Genomic DNA, 19330 nt, shown 5'->3' with positions numbered 1-19330 from the left:
GTGGACCGTTCGGGCGGCGAGCCACTCCGTGCCTGTTAGGAGCTGATTTGCGTGGTGAGCTGGGTGTAGTAGCTGGACACCCTGGCGTACACACCGGGCTTGCCGGCCTGGGCGCAGCCTTCACCCCAAGAGGTGATTCCGACCAACTTGCCGCTGACCACAAGCGGACCACCGGAGTCGGCCTGGCAGGTGTCCTTGCCGCCCTGCGGGAAGCCCGCGCAGACCATGGACGCGTTCTTGTACTCCGAGTACGCGGTCGAACAGGTCTGATCGGAGGTCAGCGGTACGACGACCTGCCGGAGCGTGTCGGAGTAGTCGCCGTTGCCGGTGGTGTCGCCCCAGCCGAGCGCGCGGGCCTGGGTGCCCGCCTGGTACAGCGCCGAGTCCGTGGACTTGGCCAGCGGCAGGGTGGTGTAGTTGAGGTTGCGGTCCAGCGTCATGACCGCGACGTCATCGCCCTGGGTCACGCTGCGGTAGTTCGGGTGCTGCCAGACCTTGGTCACCTTGGCGGTGTGGCCTTCGCTGGTGCGCAGGTCGGTGCGGCCGGCCACGATCTGCCAGCGCGAGACGGCCTTGCCGGACGTGCAGTGCGCGGCGGTGACGACCTTGTTCGGCGCGGCGAGCGTGCCGCCGCACCACTGGGTGCCGTCGAGCAGCAGTGCGACGGTCCACGGGTACTGCTGGGTGGTCGCCGCGGTGCCGCCGACGATCAACGGATCCATGGTCGGCTCCGGCGGCGGCGCCGCGCTGGCCATGGCGCCGGGCGCCAGGCCGAGGGTCACGGCGGCTGCCGCGACCCCGATGAACTTGACCAGGCGATGCAGGGTGGTCGCCAACGGTCACTCCTTCCTCGTGCCCTCGTACGAGGTCCCGGCCCACGGTGGCCGGGTGCGCTGTAGGCAACGCGAGGAGTGTTTGCGGCGACAACCTTCCTTCGTCGTGACCCATTCGGCCTAAACAGTTAGTGACCGTCCGGGCCACCTGTGAGCAGGCGGAATCCAGCTCAGGAAGGCGGCGTTAATCTGTTGTTGCGGAAACCCGTAATGATCGGAAACCCGCTGGTAACGGACTGAACTGAAACTCAGCGGGTGGCGCGGCGCTGACCGAGCTGAGCGTTGATCTTGTCCAGGTAGTTGCCGATCTTGGTGTACACGCCCGGCTTGCCCTTCTGCGCGCAGCCCTCGCCCCAGGACGTGATGCCGATCAGCCGCCCCTCGGCGACCAGCGGACCACCCGAATCGCCCTGGCAGGCGTCGATGCCGCCCTCCTCGTACCCGGCGCAGAACATCTTGGCCGGGGTGTAGGTGCGGTAGGGCGTCTGACACTTGGCGTCCGGCAGCACCGGCACCTGCGCCTGCACCAGGTAGCGCGAGGTCGGCCCCGCTTCCCGGGTGGCGCCCCAGCCGACCACGGTGGCCTTGGTGCCCGGCCGGTAGCGCGGGTCGCCGAACTCGGCCAGCGGCAGGGTCGGGTAGGAGACCGGCGCGGCCAGGGTGAGCACGCCGACGTCGTCGCCGTTGAACACCGACTCGAACTTCTCGTGCGTCCAGATCCGGTTGACCGCCAGCACCTCGCCGGTGGTGCGGCTCTGCGTGTCGGTGCGGCCCGCGACCACCCGCACGTCGGCCGGGGCGCGATTGACCACGCAGTGCGCGGCGGTGAGCACCTTGGTCGGGGTGACCAGGGTGCCGCCGCAGTACTGGTTGCCCGCGCGGCCGACCAGGTAGACCGCCCACGGGTGGTTCTCGCTGGCCGTGGTGGTGCCGCCGACGATCCGGGCCGAGAGCGGCCGGACGTCCCCGGCCTGGGCCGACGGCTCGGCCGCCGGGCTCAGCGCCGAGTAGACCAGTCCGCCGAGGAGCACCAGCGCCGCCGCGGGCGCCAGCAGCCACCACCGGTTGCGCGGCGGTTCGGTGTTCGTCATCGGCTTACCTCTCACGACGGGTGGCCCCGGCCGCACCGCCGGGAGATGAACGCAGTGCGACGAGTCGGACACCCAGCGCACGCACGGGAGAGCATACTCGGTCGTTCGGTCGATCGATTACTACGCCAAACGGGTGCATTCGGTGAACGTGCCATCCTGAACGGGTGGGGAGCAGAAGCTGGATCGGACCGGTGGTGGCACTCGTGCTCGCGGCGACGCTGACCGCCTGCCAGGGCGCGGCGGCGCCGGTGAGCCCGAGCAGTGCGGGGCCGCCGGTGACCTTCCGGTTCGAGCAGCCGAGCACGTCGCCACCGAGCAGCCCGCCGCCCAGTGGCGAGGCGCGCACCGCTCCCCCGCCGCCAGTGTGGACAGTCGGCGCCCGGCCGCTGCCGCGCAGGCCGGACGGTTTCGGGCAGGTGCTGCCGACCCCGCCGGAACTGGCCCAGCGCCGGTTGCCGACCGCGGACCGGCTGGCGCCGCCCAGGGACGGGCAGTTCGCGGCGACGCTGGGCCCGGTGCCCGCGGAGGTGCTCGCGCGCAGCACCTGGCAACCGGCCTGCCCGGTCGGCGCGGACGGGTTGCGGTACCTGACGCTGTCCTTCTGGGGTTTCGACGACCGGCCGCACACCGGCGAGCTGATCGTGGCGGCGGGGGTCGCGGAGAACGTGCGCAAGGTGTTCGAGCGGCTGTACGCGGCGCGGTTCCCGATCGAGGAGATGCGAGTGACGGCCAAGCCCGAACTGGACGCCGCGCCGACCGGGGACGGCAACAACACCAACGGCTTCGTCTGCCGGCCTGCCCGCGGCCAGACCCGGTGGTCGGCGCACGCCAAGGGGCTGGCGGTGGATGTGAACCCGTTCGCCAACCCGTACCTGCGCGGGGATCTGGTGCTGCCGGAGCTGGCCTCGGCCTATGTGGACCGGCGGCAGCGCAAGCCCGGCATGATCCACTCCGGCGACGCGGTGGTGCAGGCGTTCGGCGCGATCGGCTGGACCTGGGGCGGGACCTGGCGCTCACCGAAGGACCTGATGCATTTCTCGGCGACCGGAGACTGAGGGCGGTCGCGGGGCGGCGGGGCGGCTGACAAGCGGTGGCCGAGGGCCAGGTGCGAGTGCGCGCGGGGCGGCTGGAAACTGGACACAGCGAACCGCCCGCCGGGCCTGGGGCCTGGCGGGCGGTTCGCGACTTGCCGGATTAACCGGTCAGTTTGCCGAGGGGCCGGAGCCCTTGTCCGAGCCGCCGCCGGAGCTGTCGCTGTCGCCGCGGTTGCCGCCGGTGAAGGAGTTCCACACCTTGCCCGCGGTGTCCGAGACCATGCTGCCGACCTCGCTGAGGACCTTGGCCAGGGGGTCCGCCGAGGAGACGATGGCCTCCTTGTAGGACTTGGCCGCGCCCTTGACGTCGTCTTTCCAGTTCGAGGTCGTGCTGTCGTCCTCCCGGCGCGGGTACTCCCCGGCCAGGATGTCGCGGTACTGATCGGTCGCCGCCCACTGCTGCAGGTCGGCGGCGCGCACCACGGGCAGCGGGTGGGTGAGCCCGTCCAGGTGGATGAGCTTGAGCACGCTGTCGCGCACGTCCTCGACGCCGTCGTAGTCGGCGGCCTGCTTGAGGTATTCGGCGGTGTCGATCTTGGAGGGATCGGTGACCCCGGAGAGGATCATGTGCACCCGCAGCGCCACGGCCGGGTCCTGCACACACAGCAGGCCGGCGCGGTCGGCGGAGAGCTGGGAGCGGCGGTGCCAGTCCTGCAGCGCGAGGATGATCGCGCGCAGGCCCCAGTACCCGACCGGCATCCAGGACATGCCCGCGGCCAGGCCGATCAGCCGGCGCAGGATCGTGTAGTACAGGACGTGCCCGGACAGGATGTGGCCCATCTCGTGGCCGAGGACGAACCGGAGCCCTTCCTCATCGAGCAGCTCGACCAGCCCGGTGGTGATGACGATGAACGGCTCGTCCATCCCCATCGCGTAGCTGTTCGGGTGCGGGTCGCGGGTGATGAAGAGGTCGGGCACCTGCTCGAGGTCGAGCACGGTGGCGCATTCCGCCCGGAGCCGGTGCAGCTCTGGATACTGGGTCTCGGAGACCTTGATCGAGGTCGCCAGGGCGAGCAGGCGCTCACTGCGCTCCGGAATGGCGCCGTAGATCGCCTTGAGGACCGCGGGGAAGCCGGGCACCGCGCGTGCGGTGGCCAGGGCGCCCCGATCGGCCGGGTGTTCGTAGGCCCTCGGGCTGATCTGTGGGAACCGGGTGCGCCCCGTCGCCACAGGCACCTGGGCCGCGTCGTCCGCCATCGTCAACCCCCGTTAGTCGGTGAAATAAGCGGTACTGGATTCGAGCGTACAGACGCGCACGCGACCTCGCCGTGGTCTCAGGGACAACTCAGGGGAAACTCAGGGTCGGGAACTTCGGAAGTCCGAATCGACCACGTGGCGCAACCGGCGGCGCTGGACGGCGCAGTTCACTACGGTAAACCGAAGTGCGCGTTTGTTTTCCTGATACCGCGAACTACGCCCATCCCGAAGTGCCATTCCGGTTCTTTGCCGCTTCGGTGATCAGTCTTGCCGCTCATTGCCGAGTGCTGATCTCATTCCTCTTGTCGGACCGCGACCCGACAAAGCCAAAGACAAAGCTCATGTGAAACACCAGGAATGGGAGTGGTAACAATGCGCAACGTCACCCGGATTCTGGCCGCAGGCACCTCCGCCCTCGCCCTGTCCGCCGGCCTGCTGCTCACCGGCGGCATCGCCTCGGCCGCCCCGGCCGGCACCGCCACCGCGCAGTCCGCCGAGTTCAGCTTCAGCGGCGCCACCGTGCTGGAGGCGACCACCAAGAAGCTCAAGCTGAAGCTGACCTCCGGCTCCACCGTGGACGTGACGCTGGGCAAGAACACCAGGATCGAGGGCACCGTGGCCGTCGGCGGCAAGGTCAACGTCAAGGGCATCAGCATCGCCGGCACACTGCTGGCCAGCTTGGTGATCGGCCGCTGACCCAAATATCGCAACCGAACCACCGCTGAGAGTGACCGTGGTCAACCGATTTGGTGGACCTCGGTCACTCTCAGCCGTTTGCATACCTGTCGGTAATGACGAATATGGTGAGAATGCCCCATCCACCCTGCCATCTCCCTAGTGATGAATGTTCACTGGCAGTTGAGCCCGATCAGGACTCACGTTAGGAACCGAGGGAGCCAGGACAATGCGATCCTTCACCAGACGAACCGTCGCCGTCGTTGCCGCCACAGCGATGTCCGCCGGATTGTTCCTCATCGCCGCACCGGCGATGGCAGCCACCCCCACCGCACCGGCCACGAGCACGGCCGTCGCGGGCGACCACGATGACTACGACTACGAGGACGCAGAGGTGGTCGCGGTCCTCAAGGCCGGGATCAAGGTCAAGCTCAAGACCGGAGCCATCGTCACACTGAGGGTCGGGTCCGGCTGCACGATCCTCAAGGGCGGCGTGCGGGTCAGCCTCGGTTCCATCAAGATCGGCGCGCGGGTCAACATCGGCCTCGCGCTGAGCATCAACATCCTGGGCATCAAGATCAAGATTCGCGGCCTGGCCGGATTGATCTCGATCGGTTAATCGCCACCTGGCGCGCGCCGAACCCACGACTGGCCGCCGCTCCTGCTCAGCAGGGCGGCGGCCAGTTGCGAGCGGCGGGCGATGCCCAGCTTCCGGTAGATGCGGGTGAGGTGCTGTTCCACCGCCCGCGAGGTGACCAGGAAACCCTGCGCGATCTCCCGGTTGGTCCGCCCACTCACCACCTGTTCGGCGATCCGCAGCTCGTGCGGGGTCAGTTCGCCGCCGTCGACCGGCTCGCCGCCGCGGCGGGCTTCGGTCAGTCCGGCCGCCTGTGCGCGCACCGCGTCGGCCAGCACCTCCGCCCCGCAGTCCTCGGCCAGCCGCAGCGCGCGCCGGAACAGCGCGCCGGCCTGGGTGGTCTTGCCGCGCGCGCCCAGGTGCAGGGCGAGTTCGGCCAGTGAGCGGGCCAGCTGCGCGCGGGCCGGGGAGGTCTCCAGCAGGCGCACCGACTCGGTGAGCAGGTCGAGGCGCTCGGCCTCGGGCGCGGTCAGCGCGGCGGTGCGCAGTGCCACGCCGAGCGGGCCTGCGCCACCCCAGCGCCGGGCCAGTGCCAGTTCCTCGGCCGCGAGTTGCTCTGCGCGTTCGCGCCGGCCGGTGATCAGGTAGAGCGGGACCGCGCAGGAGCGCCACACCAGCACCGCGCGGTCGGTCACGCCCCGGTCCTGAAAGCGCTTTCCGCATTGTTCCAGGTCGGCCAGGCCGCCGCTGAGGTCGCCCATGGCGGCCCGCAGCAGGCCGCGGACCAGCAGCAGGTAGTTGTAGCGCCAGCCCGTGGGCAGTTCGTCGGCCAGGCCGCGGGCGTGCAGCAGTTCGGCCGCGGCCGGGATCTGGCCGCGTTCCAGGAGGATCTCGACCAGGGTGGAGACGGCGAAGATGGTGGAGCTGCGGGTGCCGCTGCGCAGTTCGTCGAGCACGGCCAGCGCGGCGCGGGCGTCGGTCTCGGCCTCGGCCAGCGCGCCGCGGCGGCAGCGGACCTGGGCGCGCAGGCCGAGTGCGGCGGCGGCGCGCAGCGAGTAGCCGAGGCTGCGGGCCTGGGTGAGCAGTTCGGTGCAGTGCGCCTCGGCCAGGTCCAGTCGTTCCAGCACGAACAGGGCGGCGATCAGGTAGGCGAACTCCCAGCGTTCGGCCAGCTCGGCGCTCGGTCCGGTGGCCGGGGCGAGGCCGCGCTGAGCCCAGGCGCGCAGCACCAGCTGGTCGGCCTCGGCGGCGCTGGGCCCGCCGATGGCGGCCTGGAAGGCGAGCATGGTGTCGGCGAACCGGCTGGCCCGCATGGATCCGGGCGCCCCGCGCAGGCCGGCCAGGCGGTGCGGCAGGTCGGGCTGGACGTGGCAGTCGTCGACCTGCAGGCACAGCACGGACAGCCGGAGTTGCCTGGCCAGTTCGGGGTCGTGCGGTTCGACCCTGGGCACGGCGGCCTCCAGCAGGGCGATGGCCTCGGTGTGCCGGTCGGCCTCGCCGAGTTCCTGGGCCAGCGCGTGCGCGGCCCTGGCGCCGAGCACCGGGTCGAGGTCCTCGCCGGTGAGCTGGGTCAGGCGGCGGATGCCGGGTTCCGGGTCGATCTGGAGTTCGGTGAGGGCGAGTTCGAGCCGGAGTTCGTCCCGCTGGGTGGTGGGCTGGGGTTCGGCCAGGGCCCGGCGCAGGCAGCGCACGGCCAGGTCGGGGGCGCCGTTGGCGGCGGCGCCACGGGCGGCCCTGACCAGGGTGTCGGTGATCCAGTCGCCGGCCAGCGCGCCGGGCGGGGTGGCGGCCAGGTGGGCGGCGATCTGCTCGGCCGGTGCGGCGGTGGCGTGCAGGTGCGCGGCGGCCCTGGCGTGCGCGGTCTCCCGGTCGGCCGGGCCGGCCTCCGCGCCGAGGGCGGTGGCGACCAGGCCGTGCGCGAAGGTCAGCGGTTTGCCGTCGGCGAGGATGCCCAGGCCGGTCAGCTCGCGGGCGGCCTCGGCCGCCTCGGCCGGGCTGAGGCCGGCCACCGCGGCAGCCAGGTCCAGTTCGGCCGCGCCGAGCACGGCGACCGCGCGGGCCAGCCGGGTCACCTCGGCGGGCTGGGCGTGCACCCGGGGCAGCAGGAGCTGGGCCAGGTGCCGTTCGCTGAACTCCGGTATACCGGCGGCATACTCGGCGGTCGGCGGTATACCGGCGGCATACATCGAGTGCGCCAGCTCGCCGAGCAGGTACGGGTTGCCGCCGGTGGCCGCGGCGCAGGCGGCGGCGAACTCGGGCGCGACCGGCTCACCGAAGACGGCGGCGACCAGATCGGCGCAGTCCGCTCCGGCCAGGCCGGTCAGCGCGAGCGGCAGGCTGGCGGTGGTCAGGTCGTTGAGCGCGACCGGGTCGGCGACCTCGCGGCCGGCGCCCCTGGCCATGGCCAGCAGCACCGGCAGGCCGTGCAGGCGACGACGCAGATAGGCCAGCCAGCGCAGCGAGGGCGGGTCGGTGGACTCGACGTCGTCCACCGCGATGACCAGCGGCGCGGTCGCGGCCAGGTTGGCGGTGAAGCGGAACAGTCCGTGCAGGGCGGCGTAGGTGTCCAGTGCCGGGCGTTCCGCGGCGCCGGGCAGGCCCTCCCAGCCGAGCACCCGTTCGGCCAGCACCGCCGGTCCGGCCAGCAGCCGCTCCCGGCACTCCGCCGGCGCGGTGAGCAGCACCGGCTCCAGCAGCTGCCGGACCACGCCGAAGGCGAAATCGCGTTCCACCGGCGCGGCCTGCGCGCTGAGCACCAGCAGCCCGGCTTCCTCGGCCAGTTCGGCCACCGCGCGCAGCAGGTTGGACTTGCCCATGCCCGCGGTGCCGGTCACCAGCACCGCCCGCGGCAGCCCGCCACGCACGTCGTCCAGCAGGTCGCGGACCATCGCCAGCTCGGCGGACCGCCCGGTCAGCCGGGTGTCGCGCTCGGGCATCCATGGTCGCTGGCGCGTCATCGGCTGCTCCTCGAAGGCCACTTCGGGCTTCGCGGCGGTGCGAAATCTGAATGGAGGAAGACTAGGAAGCGGGGTGGACCGGCGGCCAGTCCACATTGGAGTTTGTGGTGCAGACTGTGATCGTGACAGCGGACCTGCTGGGGAATCCCTATACCGCGCGAACGATCAAGCTGGCCGCGGTCCGGAATGTGGACACGGTGGCCACCTTGGTGCACTACCCGGCGAAGTCGCCGGGCAAGGGCGCGCTGCTCTACGTGCACGGATTCTGCGACTACTTCTTCCAGACGCACGTCGCCGAGTTCTTCAGTGAACTCGGTTACGACTTCTACGCGCTGGATCTACGCGGCTACGGCCGGTCCTTGCGCCCAGGTCAGCTACCGAACTTCGTCACCGACCTGGCCCAGCACTTCGAGGAGCTGGACGCCGCCGCCGAGCTGATCCGCGCCGACGGGCACGAGCGGCTGGTCGTGCTGGCGCATTCCACCGGCGGGCTGATCACCCCGCTGTGGGCGCAGGCCCGCCGGGGCCGCCTGCCGCTGGACGCGCTGATCCTGAACAGCCCGTGGCTGGACCTGGCCGAGGGCTGGTTCAACCGGGTCATCGGCACCGCGCTGGTCCGGCTGATCGGCCGCTGGCTGCCGAAGCTGGTGATCAAGCCCTCGCTGCCGCCGACCTACGCGCACAGCCTGCTGGCCGCCCACCACGGCGAATGGGACTACAACCTGGCCTGGAAGCCGATCGAGCACTTCCCGGTGCGCGCGGGCTGGCTGCGCGCGGTGCGCCGCGGGCACGCGCGGGTGCACGCCGGGATCGACGTCGGCGCGCCGGTGCTGGTGCTGTGCTCGGACAAGAGCCTGCTGCACCGCAAGGCGTGGGAGGAAGCGGCCGGGCACGCGGACACCGTGCTGGATGTCGAGCAGATCGCCCGGTGGGCGCCGAAGCTGGCCGGCGAGGTGACGGTGACGCCGGTGCCGGACGCGCTGCACGACGTGTTCCTGTCCGCGCCCACGGTGCGGGAGCGGGCGCTGGCCGCGGCCAGGGACTGGCTGACCTCGCGCACCTCGCTCTGACCTGGGCGGATGTGGCCGCGGTCACCCGGAGTCGAATATCAGGGGTGTACCCCGAGGTGCAGACGCCGGGAAACGGGGAAAGTGAATGGGGAAGCGGCCGCAGCGAGCGGCCCGACTCCAGGAGGTACTCACGATGTCCGCCCCGATCAGGTCGCGACGCTTGGCCCGGTCGCGCAACAGTGTGTTCTTCGGCGTGGCCGGCGGGATCGCCGAGCGCTTCGGCTGGAAGCCCGGCACGGTGCGGTTGGCGTTCGTGATCTCGTGCGTGCTGCCTGGACCGCAGTTCCTGCTCTATCTGCTGCTCGCACTGTTCATGCGCTCCCCGGAGAAGTACTGACCGGCACTGAGCTGACCTGAAGCGGGGCCCCACCAGAGTGTTGGTGGGGCCCCGCTTCCTGTGTCGGCTCAGACCTGCGGGGCCCAGCCCGGCATCGGGTAGCCGGCCATCAGCTCGGCGACCTCGGCCGCGATCGCCTCGATGGCCTGCTCGTCTCCGTTGCCCGCCGCGGTGACCGCGCGGTCCATCCACTCCGCGACCTGCGGCATCTGCGCCACGCCCAGCCCGCGGGTGGTGATGCCCGCGGTGCCCAGCCGGATGCCGGAGGGGTCGAACGGCTTGCGCGGGTCGAACGGCACGGTGTTGTAGTTCAGCTCCACGCCCGCCCGGTCCAGTGCCTTGGCCGCGGGCTTGCCGCCGATGCCCTTGCCGGTCAGGTCGGCCAGGATCAGGTGGTTGTCGGTGCCGCCGGAGACCAGCTCGAATCCGCGTTCGGTCAGCGCCGCGGCCAGCGCCTTGGCGTTGGCGACCACGGCGTGCGCGTAGTCGCGGAAGGCCGGGCCGGACGCCTCGCCCAGGGCGACCGCGATGGCCGCGGTGGTGTGGTTGTGCGGACCGCCCTGCAGACCGGGGAAGACCGCCTTGTCCAGGGCCTTGGCGTGTTCGGCGTCGGAGAGCAGCATCGCGCCGCGCGGGCCGCGCAGGGTCTTGTGCGTGGTGGTGGTGATGACCTGGGCGTGCCCGACCGGGCTGGGGTGCGCGCCGCCGGCGATCAGGCCGGCGATGTGCGCGATGTCGGCGACCAGGATCGCGCCGACCTCGTTGGCGATCTCGGCGAAGGCCGGGAAGTCGATGGTGCGCGGGATCGCGGTGCCGCCACAGAAGATCAACTTCGGGCGTTCGGCGCGGGCCAGGTCACGCACCTGGTCCAGGTCCACCACGCCGGTTTCCTTGCGCACGCCGTACTGCACGCTGCGGAACCACTTGCCGGTGGCCGAGACGCTCCAGCCGTGGGTGAGGTGGCCGCCGGAGGGCAGCGCCATGCCCATCACCGTGTCACCCGGGCTGGCGAAGGCCAGGTAGACGGCGAGGTTGGCCGGGGAACCGGAGTAGGGCTGCACGTTGGCGTGGTCCACGCCGAACAGCGCCTTGGCCCGGTCCACGGCCATGGTCTCGATCGGGTCGATGAGCTGCTGGCCCTCGTAGTAGCGGCGGCCTGCGTAGCCCTCGGAGTACTTGTTGGTCAGCACGGTGCCGGTGGCCTCCAGCACGGCTTCGGAGACGTAGTTCTCCGAGGCGATCATGCGGAGCTTCTCGAACTGGCGACCGGCCTCGGCCTGCACGAGTTCGGCGAGCACCGGATCGGCGTGGCTGAGGTGGGGAAGGGCGGGCTGATGCATGAACGGTTCCTCCTCGCGGCACGGCAACGAATACCGGCTGCGCCCAGGCGTACGGCGCACACCGAACCGTGCCGCTCCCCGGTGGTTGAGTCCACCCGAACACGCCAGTCGCGACAGGATGATCCTAGCCTGCGACGGGGTAGTGCAGGGGTCGATAGGGTGACCGCAGCCGCGGTGACCGTGACCCGTGACATCCCCTTCTGGAGTGCCGATGAGCCTCGAACGTCCCGTCGCCCCCGACCCGTACAGCCTGCTGCCCAAGGTCGGCTCGTTCACCGTCACCTCCACCGAGGTGACCGACGGCGAGCAGCTGCCCAGCGCGCAGGTGTTCAACGGGATGGGCGTCTCCGGCGAGAACCGCTCCCCACAGCTGAGCTGGCGTGATTTCCCCGCCGAGACCAAGAGTTTCGCGGTGACCTGCTTCGATCCGGACGCGCCGACCCCGTCCGGGTTCTGGCACTGGCTGGTCGTCGACGTGCCCGGTTCGGTCACCGAGCTGGCCGCGGACGCGGGCCGGGCCGACGGCTCCGGACTGCCGGCCGGCGCCTTCCACGTGCGCACCGACTTCGGTGCCGAGGGGTACGGCGGGGCCGCGCCGCCTGCCGGGGACCGCCCGCACCGGTACATGTTCGCGGTGCACGCGCTGGATGTGCAGACCCTCGGCGTGGACGCCTCGGCGACCCCTGCGGTGGTCAGCTTCAACCTGGTGTTCCACACCCTGGCCCGGGCCGTGATCAGCCCGGTCTTCGCGCACTGACCGGTGGGAGTCCGGGTCTTACCGGCCTGGGTCGCGGCGATCTCCGCGGTCACGCTGGCGCTGGTGCTGTTCGTGCCCTACGTCGCCGTGCGCTACCGCAGGCGCGGCGACCTCGGCGCCGGGGATGTGGCGCTGGCCTTCGGGTTCCTGCTGTATCTGCTGGCGCTGATCGCCTATGTGATGGTGCCGATGCCGCCGGTGGGCCCGGACTTCTGTCAGTACTACGGCTGGGTGCGGCCGCAGTGGCAGCCGCTGCACGTGCTGACCGAGTGGCCGGCGGTGCGCACCTGGCGGGATCTGCCCAGGGTGGCCGCGGACGGCAGTTTCCGTTCCTTCGCGCTGAACGTGGCCTTCTTCGTGCCACTGGGCATGTTCCTGCGGCACCTGTTCCGGCGCGGGTTCGTCGGCACCGTGCTGATCGGGTTCGGGGTGTCGCTGCTGGTCGAGCTGACCCAGCTGACCGGGATCTGGTGGATCTACCCCTGCCCGTTCCGGATCTTCGACGTGGACGATCTGATCTCCAACACCAGCGGCGCGGCGATCGGGGTGTTGTTCGCGCCGTTGCTGCGGCTGGTGCCGGGGCAGCGGGCGGTGGCGGACGCGGGGTTGCCGCGGCCGGTGACGCGCTGGCGGCGGTTGCTGGCGATGGTGTGCGATCTGCTGCTGGTGTGGTGGGCCGGGCAGGTGTGCGCGCTGCTCGCGGGGGTGGCCGGGTTCGCGGGGCCGTGGGTGCCGGCGTGGGCGGAGTGGTGGGCGCCCGGGGTGGGGTTGCTGGTGCTGACGGTGGCGGCGCGCGGGGCGAGTCCGGGGCAGGTGATCGTGCGGCTGCGGCCGGTGGCGGCCGGGGAGGAAGCGGAGCGGCGGCCGGGTGTGGTGGCGATGCTGGTCCGGTGGCTGGTCGGGCTGGGTGGGGTGGCCGGGTTGCTGGGGCTCGCGGTGACGCCTACCGAGGTCCCGGGGGCAGAGATCGCCTGGTGGGTGGCGCTGGGATTGTTGCTGGTGCACGGTGTGTCCGCGGTCCTCGGCCGGGATCAGCGGGGAATCTCCGGACGGCTGTCCGGGTTGCAGGTGATCGACGCCCGGGTGTCCGCGGCACTCCCCGACCCCGCCGATGACCGGCGGCGAAGCAGCGACAGGCAGGATGGATAGCGTGCCTCATTACGACCTGGTCATCATCGGCAGCGGCTCGGGCAACTCGATCATCGACGAGCGGTTCGACGACTGGAACATCGCGATCGTGGAGAAGGGCGTCTTCGGCGGCACCTGCCTCAACGTCGGATGCATCCCGACCAAGATGTTCGTGCACCCCGCCGAACTCGCCAGCAGCCCGAAGGCCGCGGCCAAGCTGGGCGTGGACCTCGAACTGCACGGCGTGCGCTGGGCCGAGGTGCGCGATCGCGTCTTCGGCCGGATCGACCCGATCGCGGCCGGTGGTCAGCGCTATCGCGCGCAGGAGTGCCCCAACGTCACCGTCTACAGCGGCGAGGCGAAGTTCACCGGGCCCAAGCAGCTGGACACCGGCACCGGGGTGACGATCACCGCGGACCGCTTCGTCATCGCGGCGGGCAGCCGTCCGGTGGTGCCGTCGGTGGCCGGGATCGACGAGGTCGGCTACCACACCAACGAGACCGTGATGCGGCTGGCAGAGCTGCCGGCACGGATGGTGATCCTCGGCGGTGGGTTCGTGGCCACCGAGTTCGCGCACGTGTTCAGCTCCTTCGGCGTGCAGGTGACCGTGGTCAACCGGTCCGGGGCACTGCTGCGGGCCGAGGACGCCGACGTGTCCGCGCGGTTCACCGAGCTGGTCAGCCAGCGCTGGGACGTGCGGCTCAACCGCAAGGCACTGCGCGCGGAGCGGGTGGACGGCGTGGTCCGGCTGCACCTGGAGGGTCCCGAGGGCGCCGAGGTGGTGGAGGCCGAGGAGCTGCTGGTGGCGGCCGGGCGGATCCCGAACGCGCAGCTGCTGGAGGTCGAGGCGACCGGGGTGCGCACGCACGCGGACGGCCGGATCGTGGTGGACCAGCACCAGCGCACCGAGGTCGAGGGCATCTTCGCCCTCGGCGATGTCAGCTCGCCGCACCAGCTCAAGCACGTGGCCAACCACGAGGCGAAGATCGTCCAGCACAACCTGCTGCACCCGGAGTCGCCGCGGACCACCGATCACCGGTTCGTGCCGCACGCGGTGTTCTCCTCGCCGCAGGTGGCCTCGGTCGGGCTGACCGAGGACCAGGCCAAGGCGGCCGGGCTGGCGCACGTGGCGGTCACCCAGGAGTACGCGGGCATCGCCTACGGCTGGGCGATGGAGGACACCACCGGGTTCTGCAAGCTGATCGCGGACCCGGTCACCGGGCAGCTGCTGGGCGCGCACATCATCGGCCCGCAGGCCTCCACGCTGATCCAGCCGCTGATCCAGGCCATGCACTTCGGGCTGGACGCGCGGACCATGGCGCGCGGGCAGTACTGGATCCACCCGGCCATGCCGGAGCTGATCGAGAACGCGCTGCTCAAGATCTGAGCCGGGCCACCCGCGACCGCGTGCGCCGCGGTCGCGGGTGGGCTCAGACGTAGCGGGGGCGGCCGGCCAGGTAGCCGATCAGCAGCTGGATGGTCATGGCGAGCAGGACCAGCAGCAGCGAGGCGGTCCAGCCGCCGGTCCAGCCGTGCAGCATGCCGACGCCGAACGGGCCGATCGCGGCGATCAGGTAGCCCAGGCTCTGCGCCATCGCGGACAGCTCGGCGGTGTCGGCCACGGTGCGCGAGCGCAGCGTGATGAAGGTCAGCGCGAGCGGGAACAGTCCGCCCATGCCGACGCCGAGCAGCACCACCCACAGCACCGGGGACAGTGTGGGCAGCAACAGCAGGCCCAGCACACCGAGCAGCGAGGTCGCGGTCATCGCGACCGCCCAGCCGGACTGCGCGCGGCGGCGGGTGACCAGCGGCGGGATGATCAGCGCGGCGGGCACGCCGATGACCATCAGCGCGCCGAGCATGACGCCGGCGGTGGTCGGGTCGACGCCGGCGACATCGCGCAGGATCTCGGGCAGCCAGCCCATCCAGGTGTAGGCGACCAGCGACTGGATGCCGAAGAAGCCGGTGACGGCCCAGGCCAGCGGGTTGCGGAACAGGCTGGTGGTGCGCCCGGCGGCCGCGGTGGTGGACGCGGCGGCCGGGGCGGCGGCCGCCGGGGCGGGAGCGGCCTGGTCGGTGGCGGCCTGGACAGTCGCGGACGTGGCCGCGACGGCCGGGGAGTCAGTGGGGCGGGCGATGGTGGCCGGGGCGATGACGTCCGGGGTCGCGGCGGCGGCCGGGGCGGTGGCCTGGGCTGCCTGTTCCTCGGCGTCGTGGGCCAGGGCGGCCTGTTCCAGGGGCTGGGCGCGGCGGCGGGCCACCGCCCAGACGATCACCGCGATCACCGCGAGGCCAGCCCACAGGCCGACCGCGAGCCGCCAGCCGCCGACCCAGCGTTCCAGTGGGGCGGTGAAGGCAGCGGCGGCGGCGCCACCGGCGGAGAGCGCGGCGCTGTAGACGCCCATGACAAAACCGAGGCGGCCGGGGAAGGACTCCTTGACGACCACCGGGATCAGCACGTTGGCCACCGCGATCGAGGAGCAGGCGGCGAGCGTGCCGCCGAGCAGCACCGCTGGTCCGTCCAGCACCCGCAACGCGAGTCCCAGGCCGAGCAGGGCAAGGGCGAAACCGACCACGCGGAGGGCGCCGAATCGCCGCGCAAGCGTTGGCGCGACGAGACCGGCGAAACCGAAACACACCGTAGGCACAGCCGTGACCGCGCTGACCCAGACTGCCGAGACGCCCAGAGAATCACGCACCTCCGCCAGCACGGCGGCGAGGCTGGTCACGGCGGGACGGAGGTTCAGCGCGGCGAGCACGATTCCGACAATCAACAGCAGGCTGCCGCCGACGACCGTAGCTGCACGAGAGCGGTCGGAGCTGGCAGTCTGATCCGTTGACCGGATGTCGTCAGGGAGGGTCGGCGTCACGGTCACGCAAGTACTATAGGCAAACATGGGATGTCCGGATGAAAGGATGAGACTGTGCCGTTGGCCACTACCCGACGCACCGGCCTCGTCGAGCAGGTGATCGACCAGATGCGCACGCTGGTGACCAGCGGCGAATGGCCGATCGGGCGGCGGATTCCCGCCGAGCCCGAGCTTGTGACGGCGCTGGGCGTGGGCAGGAACACCGTCCGGGAGGCGGTCCGGGCGCTGGCGCACGCGGGATTGCTGGAGGTGCGGCAGGGCGACGGCACGTTCGTGCGCGCGACCAGTGAACTGTCGGGCGCGGTGCGCAGGCTGTGCGACGCCGAACTCCGCGATGTGCTGGAGGTGCGGCACGCCCTGGAGGTCGAGGGCGCTCGGCTGGCGGCGGTCCGCCGCAGCGAGGAAGACCTGCGCAGGCTGACCGAGGCCCTGGCCGAACGCGATGCGGCGCTGGCCGCCGGGGAATGGGATCGGATGGTGGTCACCGACACCGCCTTCCACCTGATGCTCGTCGAATGCTCGCAGAACCCGGTGCTCACCGAGCTGTACCGCGGGTTCACCGAGGCGGTGAAGGCCAGCGTCGCGACCACGGTTGATTCCGAGGCCGAGAGCGACCGGCACATCTCCCACCAGGACCTGCTGGCGGCGGTCCGGGACCGGGACCCCGACCGGGCGGCCCGCGAGGCGGGCGGCTTCATCGAGGAACTGCTCTCCACCCTCGGTTCTGCCGAGCACTGAGGTTGAGCGCCCCTTCGGCGATCCGGGTCCGGGACGGGGCCGGGTCACCGAGGGGGCGATTCGGGCCTACCGGGTGCGCAGGCGGGCCTCGCGGGCGTCCAGATCGGCGTTGAGCCGGGCGACCAGGCGGGCCAGATCGCGCTGGTCCTGTTCGGGCCAGTCGGCCAGCACACCGTGCAGCCAGGCGGCGCGGTCGGCCTGCACGATGGCGACCCGGCGCCTGCCCTCATCGGTGACCTGCAGCGGCTGGGTGCGCGCGTTCGGCGGGTTGTCCACCACCCGGACCAGACCACCGCCGGTGAGCTTGGCCACATGCCGACTGGCCGTGGACTTGTCCACGTTGAACATCCGGGACAGCTCGCCCACGGTCAGCTCGGGGCGCGCGGTGATCACCGCGAGGTACGGGTACGTGGTCTGATCCAGGCCTACGACCTCGGGATACCTGGTGGTCCAGAACCGCCAGAAGGCCTTGCGGGTGAACACGGTCAGCTCGTGTTCCAGCGCGGTGGTCAGCGCGCTGTCCGGTGTCGTCGGTTCGGCCCGGTTCGTCACGAAACCACCCTTCCACCTGTAGGTCCGGAACACCAGACAGACAGTTGCGCGGCGCAACCATCTGGTTTACCGTCGGAGACATCCCACCAATTTCAGCGATGAAGGGGGATCTCATGTGTGGAATCGCCGGCTGGGTCGGCTACCAGCGCGACCTGACCCAGGAGCAGGACACCGCCGCCGCGATGACCGAGACCATGGCCTGCCGCGGCCCCGATGACTCCGGCCTCTGGCTGGATCGGCACGCCGCGATCGGCCAGCGCAGGCTGGCCATCATCGACCTCGAAGGCGGCCGCCAGCCGATGGTGGCCGAACAGGACGGCCGCACCGCCGCGGTGCTCAGCTACAGCGGCGAGGTCTACAACTTCCGCGAACTGCGCGCCGAACTCCAGCGCCGCGGCCACCACTTCCGCACCGCCAGCGACACCGAGGTGGTGCTCACCGCCTACCTGGAATGGGGCCCGGCGCTGGTCGACCGGCTCAACGGCATGTACGCCTTCGCGATCTGGGACGCGCGCAGCGAGGAGTTGCTGCTGGTACGGGACCGGATGGGCATCAAGCCGCTCTACTACTACCCCACCGCCGACGGCGTGCTCTTCGGCTCCGAACCCAAGGCCATCCTGGCCAATCCCCTGGCCGAGGCGGTGCTGGACGCGGATGGGCTGCGCGAGGCGCTCGCCTTCGTCAAGACCCCTGAGCTGGGCATCCTGCGCGGCCTGTTCGAGGTGCGGCCGGGGTCGGTGGTCACGGTGTCCCGCAAGGGAATCGGCAAGTCCCGGTACTGGCAGCTGGAGGCCACCGAGCACACCGACGACCTGGACACCACCGTCGGCACCGTGCGCGAGTTGCTGGAGGACATCGTCGAGCGGCAGCTCATCGCGGATGTGCCGCTGTGCACGCTGCTCTCCGGCGGCCTGGACTCCAGCGCGCTGACCGCCTTGGCCGCCAAGGCGTTGACCGCGCAGGGCGCCGGGCCGGTGCGCTCGTTCTCGATCGATTTCGCCGGATACACCGACAACTTCCACGCCGACGCCTTCCGGGACAGCCCGGACGCGCCGTTCGTGGCCGAGGTGGCCGCGCACGTGGCCGCCGACCACACCAACATCGTGCTGGACAACGACGATCTGATGGACCCGGCGGTGCGCGCGGCCGCCCTGCACGCCCGCGATCTGCCCACCGGCATGGGCGAGATGGACTTCTCGCTGTACCTGCTGTTCCAGGCGATCCGCGGCCGGTCGACGGTGGCGCTGTCCGGGGAGTCCGCGGATGAGGTCTTCGGCGGCTACAAGTGGTTCCACGACCCCGCCGCGGTCAACGGCGGCACCTTCCCGTGGATCGCCGCGCGGGCGCACAGCCAGACCGAATCGGTCTATTCCGGGCTGGCGCAACGGCTTCAGCTACGCGACTACGTGCAACAGCGCTACCAGGAGGCCCTGACCGAGGTGCCGCGACTGGCCGGGGAAACCGGCCTGGAAGCGCGGATGCGGGAGCTGAGCTACCTGAACCTGACCCGGTTCGTGAACATCCTGCTGGACCGCAAGGACCGGATGAGCATGGCGGTCGGGCTTGAGGTGCGGGTGCCCTTCTGCGATCACCGCCTGGTGCAGTACGTGTTCAACGCGCCGTGGGCGATGAAGACCTTCGACGGCAAGGAGAAGAGCCTGCTGCGCGCGGCCACCGCGGACGTGCTGCCGCAGTCGGTGGTGCAGCGCAAGAAGAGCCCGTACCCCTCCACCCAGGACGCCGGGTATGAGAAGGCGCTGCGCGAGGAGCTGGCCACGGTGCTCACCGATTCGGCCGCGCCGGTGTGCGAACTGGTGCCACGCAAGGACATCCAGCAGCTCCTCGACTCGCCGCTGAACGCGGTGGGCTCGGACTCGGCGACCCGGCGCACAGTGGAATCACTGCTGGGCCTGAACCGGTGGATCCTGGACTACGACGTCCGGCTGGCGGTGTAGCTACCGCACGCCGACTTGGGCCAACTCGTACGCCCGGTTGGGCCAACGTGGCGTACGAGTTGGGCCAACTCGTCGGGTGGGCGGGGGTGCGGCCGAGCAGGGTCGCGGCCCGGAAGCCGGTCCGGGCGAGGGAGACCGGGAGCAGCCAGGCGATCTGGC

At 71.1% G+C, this 19330-nt stretch carries 17 protein-coding genes and 1 riboswitch; of the genes, 10 read left to right on the top strand and 7 right to left on the bottom strand.

Translation table 11 applies throughout. From position 1 onward, the window contains the following. Positions 1-35 precede the first annotated feature (35 nt). Together MZC64_RS32305 and MZC64_RS32300 are read right to left on the bottom strand one after the other, a co-directional pair. A complete protein-coding gene (locus tag MZC64_RS32305) occupies positions 36-836 on the bottom strand; it encodes a trypsin-like serine protease (protein WP_247760469.1) in 801 nt (266 codons plus the stop codon). A gap of 245 nt (positions 837-1081) precedes the next feature. Next, positions 1082-1924 carry a trypsin-like serine protease gene (locus tag MZC64_RS32300; RefSeq protein WP_247760470.1) on the bottom strand — a complete coding sequence of 281 codons (843 nt, stop codon included), beginning with the start codon at positions 1922-1924 and terminating at the stop codon, positions 1082-1084. Positions 1925-2088: 164 nt separating this feature from the next. Here MZC64_RS32300 and MZC64_RS32295 point away from each other — a divergent pair, with 164 nt between their 5' ends. Continuing rightward, entirely contained in the window at positions 2089-2979 is an 891-nt protein-coding gene (locus MZC64_RS32295; RefSeq protein WP_247760471.1) for a M15 family metallopeptidase, read from the top strand. Positions 2980-3126: 147 nt separating this feature from the next. Here the strand turns inward: MZC64_RS32295 and MZC64_RS32290 are convergent, their stop codons facing one another. Then, on the bottom strand, positions 3127-4215 hold the full coding sequence (locus MZC64_RS32290; protein WP_247760472.1) for a M48 family metallopeptidase: 1089 nt from the start codon (positions 4213-4215) through the stop codon (positions 3127-3129). A gap of 372 nt (positions 4216-4587) precedes the next feature. Between MZC64_RS32290 and MZC64_RS32285 the strand changes: the two genes are divergently transcribed. Together MZC64_RS32285 and MZC64_RS32280 are read left to right on the top strand one after the other, a co-directional pair. Continuing rightward, positions 4588-4911, top strand: coding sequence for a hypothetical protein (locus MZC64_RS32285; RefSeq protein WP_247760473.1), 324 nt, complete (start codon positions 4588-4590; stop codon positions 4909-4911). Positions 4912-5119: 208 nt separating this feature from the next. Further along, on the top strand, positions 5120-5509 hold the full coding sequence (locus MZC64_RS32280; RefSeq protein ID WP_247760474.1) for a hypothetical protein: 390 nt from the start codon (positions 5120-5122) through the stop codon (positions 5507-5509). Here MZC64_RS32280 and MZC64_RS32275 read toward each other — a convergent pair. After that, entirely contained in the window at positions 5506-8424 is a 2919-nt protein-coding gene (locus MZC64_RS32275; protein ID WP_247760475.1) for an AAA family ATPase, read from the bottom strand. The two genes, MZC64_RS32280 and MZC64_RS32275, sit on opposite strands and share 4 nt — an antisense overlap. 122 nt (positions 8425-8546) lie before the next feature. On the opposite strand from MZC64_RS32275, the gene MZC64_RS32270 reads away from it, so the two are divergent. Both MZC64_RS32270 and MZC64_RS32265 read left to right on the top strand, forming a co-directional pair. After that, positions 8547-9494 carry an alpha/beta hydrolase gene (locus MZC64_RS32270; RefSeq protein WP_247760476.1) on the top strand — a complete coding sequence of 316 codons (948 nt, stop codon included), beginning with the start codon at positions 8547-8549 and terminating at the stop codon, positions 9492-9494. Positions 9495-9627: 133 nt separating this feature from the next. After that, the gene (locus tag MZC64_RS32265; RefSeq protein WP_185008910.1) at positions 9628-9831 is read left to right on the top strand and encodes a PspC domain-containing protein; all 204 of its coding nucleotides are present in this window, start codon (positions 9628-9630) and stop codon (positions 9829-9831) included. 68 nt (positions 9832-9899) lie between these two features. Here the strand turns inward: MZC64_RS32265 and glyA are convergent, their stop codons facing one another. Continuing rightward, positions 9900-11171 carry a serine hydroxymethyltransferase gene (gene glyA, locus MZC64_RS32260; RefSeq protein WP_247760477.1) on the bottom strand — a complete coding sequence of 424 codons (1272 nt, stop codon included), beginning with the start codon at positions 11169-11171 and terminating at the stop codon, positions 9900-9902. A 34-nt stretch (positions 11172-11205) separates the two neighbouring features. Next, positions 11206-11293, bottom strand: a riboswitch (ZMP/ZTP riboswitch). A gap of 89 nt (positions 11294-11382) precedes the next feature. Here glyA and MZC64_RS32255 point away from each other — a divergent pair. From MZC64_RS32255 to MZC64_RS32245, 3 genes are read left to right on the top strand one after another with little or no spacing between them, the layout of a single operon-like run. Further along, positions 11383-11928 carry a YbhB/YbcL family Raf kinase inhibitor-like protein gene (locus tag MZC64_RS32255; RefSeq protein WP_247760478.1) on the top strand — a complete coding sequence of 182 codons (546 nt, stop codon included), beginning with the start codon at positions 11383-11385 and terminating at the stop codon, positions 11926-11928. 3 nt (positions 11929-11931) lie between these two features. Continuing rightward, positions 11932-13077, top strand: coding sequence for a VanZ family protein (locus MZC64_RS32250; protein ID WP_247760479.1), 1146 nt, complete (start codon positions 11932-11934; stop codon positions 13075-13077). A 1-nt stretch (position 13078) separates the two neighbouring features. Next, positions 13079-14443 (top strand): mycothione reductase, encoded by a 1365-nt coding sequence (locus tag MZC64_RS32245; RefSeq protein WP_247760480.1) that lies wholly within the window; start codon positions 13079-13081, stop codon positions 14441-14443. A gap of 43 nt (positions 14444-14486) precedes the next feature. Here the strand turns inward: MZC64_RS32245 and MZC64_RS32240 are convergent, their stop codons facing one another. Next, positions 14487-15830: an MFS transporter gene (locus MZC64_RS32240; RefSeq protein ID WP_247760481.1), complete on the bottom strand. Its 1344-nt coding sequence runs from the start codon at positions 15828-15830 to the stop codon at positions 14487-14489. A gap of 150 nt (positions 15831-15980) precedes the next feature. Between MZC64_RS32240 and MZC64_RS32235 the strand changes: the two genes are divergently transcribed. Further along, complete coding sequence (locus tag MZC64_RS32235; protein WP_247760482.1) at positions 15981-16664, top strand: FadR/GntR family transcriptional regulator; 684 nt, start codon at positions 15981-15983, stop codon at positions 16662-16664. Between the two features lie 66 nt (positions 16665-16730). On the opposite strand, the gene MZC64_RS32230 is transcribed toward MZC64_RS32235, so the two are convergent. Next, positions 16731-17216 carry a MarR family winged helix-turn-helix transcriptional regulator gene (locus MZC64_RS32230; RefSeq protein ID WP_247760483.1) on the bottom strand — a complete coding sequence of 162 codons (486 nt, stop codon included), beginning with the start codon at positions 17214-17216 and terminating at the stop codon, positions 16731-16733. Positions 17217-17329: 113 nt separating this feature from the next. Here MZC64_RS32230 and asnB point away from each other — a divergent pair, with 113 nt between their 5' ends. After that, on the top strand, positions 17330-19171 hold the full coding sequence (asnB, locus tag MZC64_RS32225; RefSeq protein WP_247760484.1) for an asparagine synthase (glutamine-hydrolyzing): 1842 nt from the start codon (positions 17330-17332) through the stop codon (positions 19169-19171). The last annotated feature ends 159 nt before the right edge of the window (positions 19172-19330 follow it).

Source organism: Crossiella sp. S99.2, assembly GCF_023094165.1.
Classification (GTDB): domain Bacteria; phylum Actinomycetota; class Actinomycetes; order Mycobacteriales; family Pseudonocardiaceae; genus Crossiella.
The sequence above is the reverse complement of the archived record's forward strand: the minus strand, read 5'-3'. Positions and strand labels throughout refer to the sequence as shown.

Bases quoted from the DNA above. Each gene is read 5' to 3' on its own strand.
- MZC64_RS32300 (WP_247760470.1), bottom strand. From the start codon at position 1,924: ATGACGAACACCGAACCGCCGCGCAACCGGTGGTGGCTGCTGGCGCCC.
- MZC64_RS32290 (WP_247760472.1), bottom strand. From the start codon at position 4,215: ATGGCGGACGACGCGGCCCAGGTGCCTGTGGCGACGGGGCGCACCCGG.
- MZC64_RS32285 (WP_247760473.1), top strand. From the start codon at position 4,588: ATGCGCAACGTCACCCGGATTCTGGCCGCAGGCACCTCCGCCCTCGCC.
- MZC64_RS32280 (WP_247760474.1), top strand. From the start codon at position 5,120: ATGCGATCCTTCACCAGACGAACCGTCGCCGTCGTTGCCGCCACAGCG.
- MZC64_RS32275 (WP_247760475.1), bottom strand. From the start codon at position 8,424: ATGACGCGCCAGCGACCATGGATGCCCGAGCGCGACACCCGGCTGACC.
- MZC64_RS32265 (WP_185008910.1), top strand. From the start codon at position 9,628: ATGTCCGCCCCGATCAGGTCGCGACGCTTGGCCCGGTCGCGCAACAGT.
- glyA (WP_247760477.1), bottom strand. From the start codon at position 11,171: ATGCATCAGCCCGCCCTTCCCCACCTCAGCCACGCCGATCCGGTGCTC.
- MZC64_RS32255 (WP_247760478.1), top strand. From the start codon at position 11,383: ATGAGCCTCGAACGTCCCGTCGCCCCCGACCCGTACAGCCTGCTGCCC.
- asnB (WP_247760484.1), top strand. From the start codon at position 17,330: ATGTGTGGAATCGCCGGCTGGGTCGGCTACCAGCGCGACCTGACCCAG.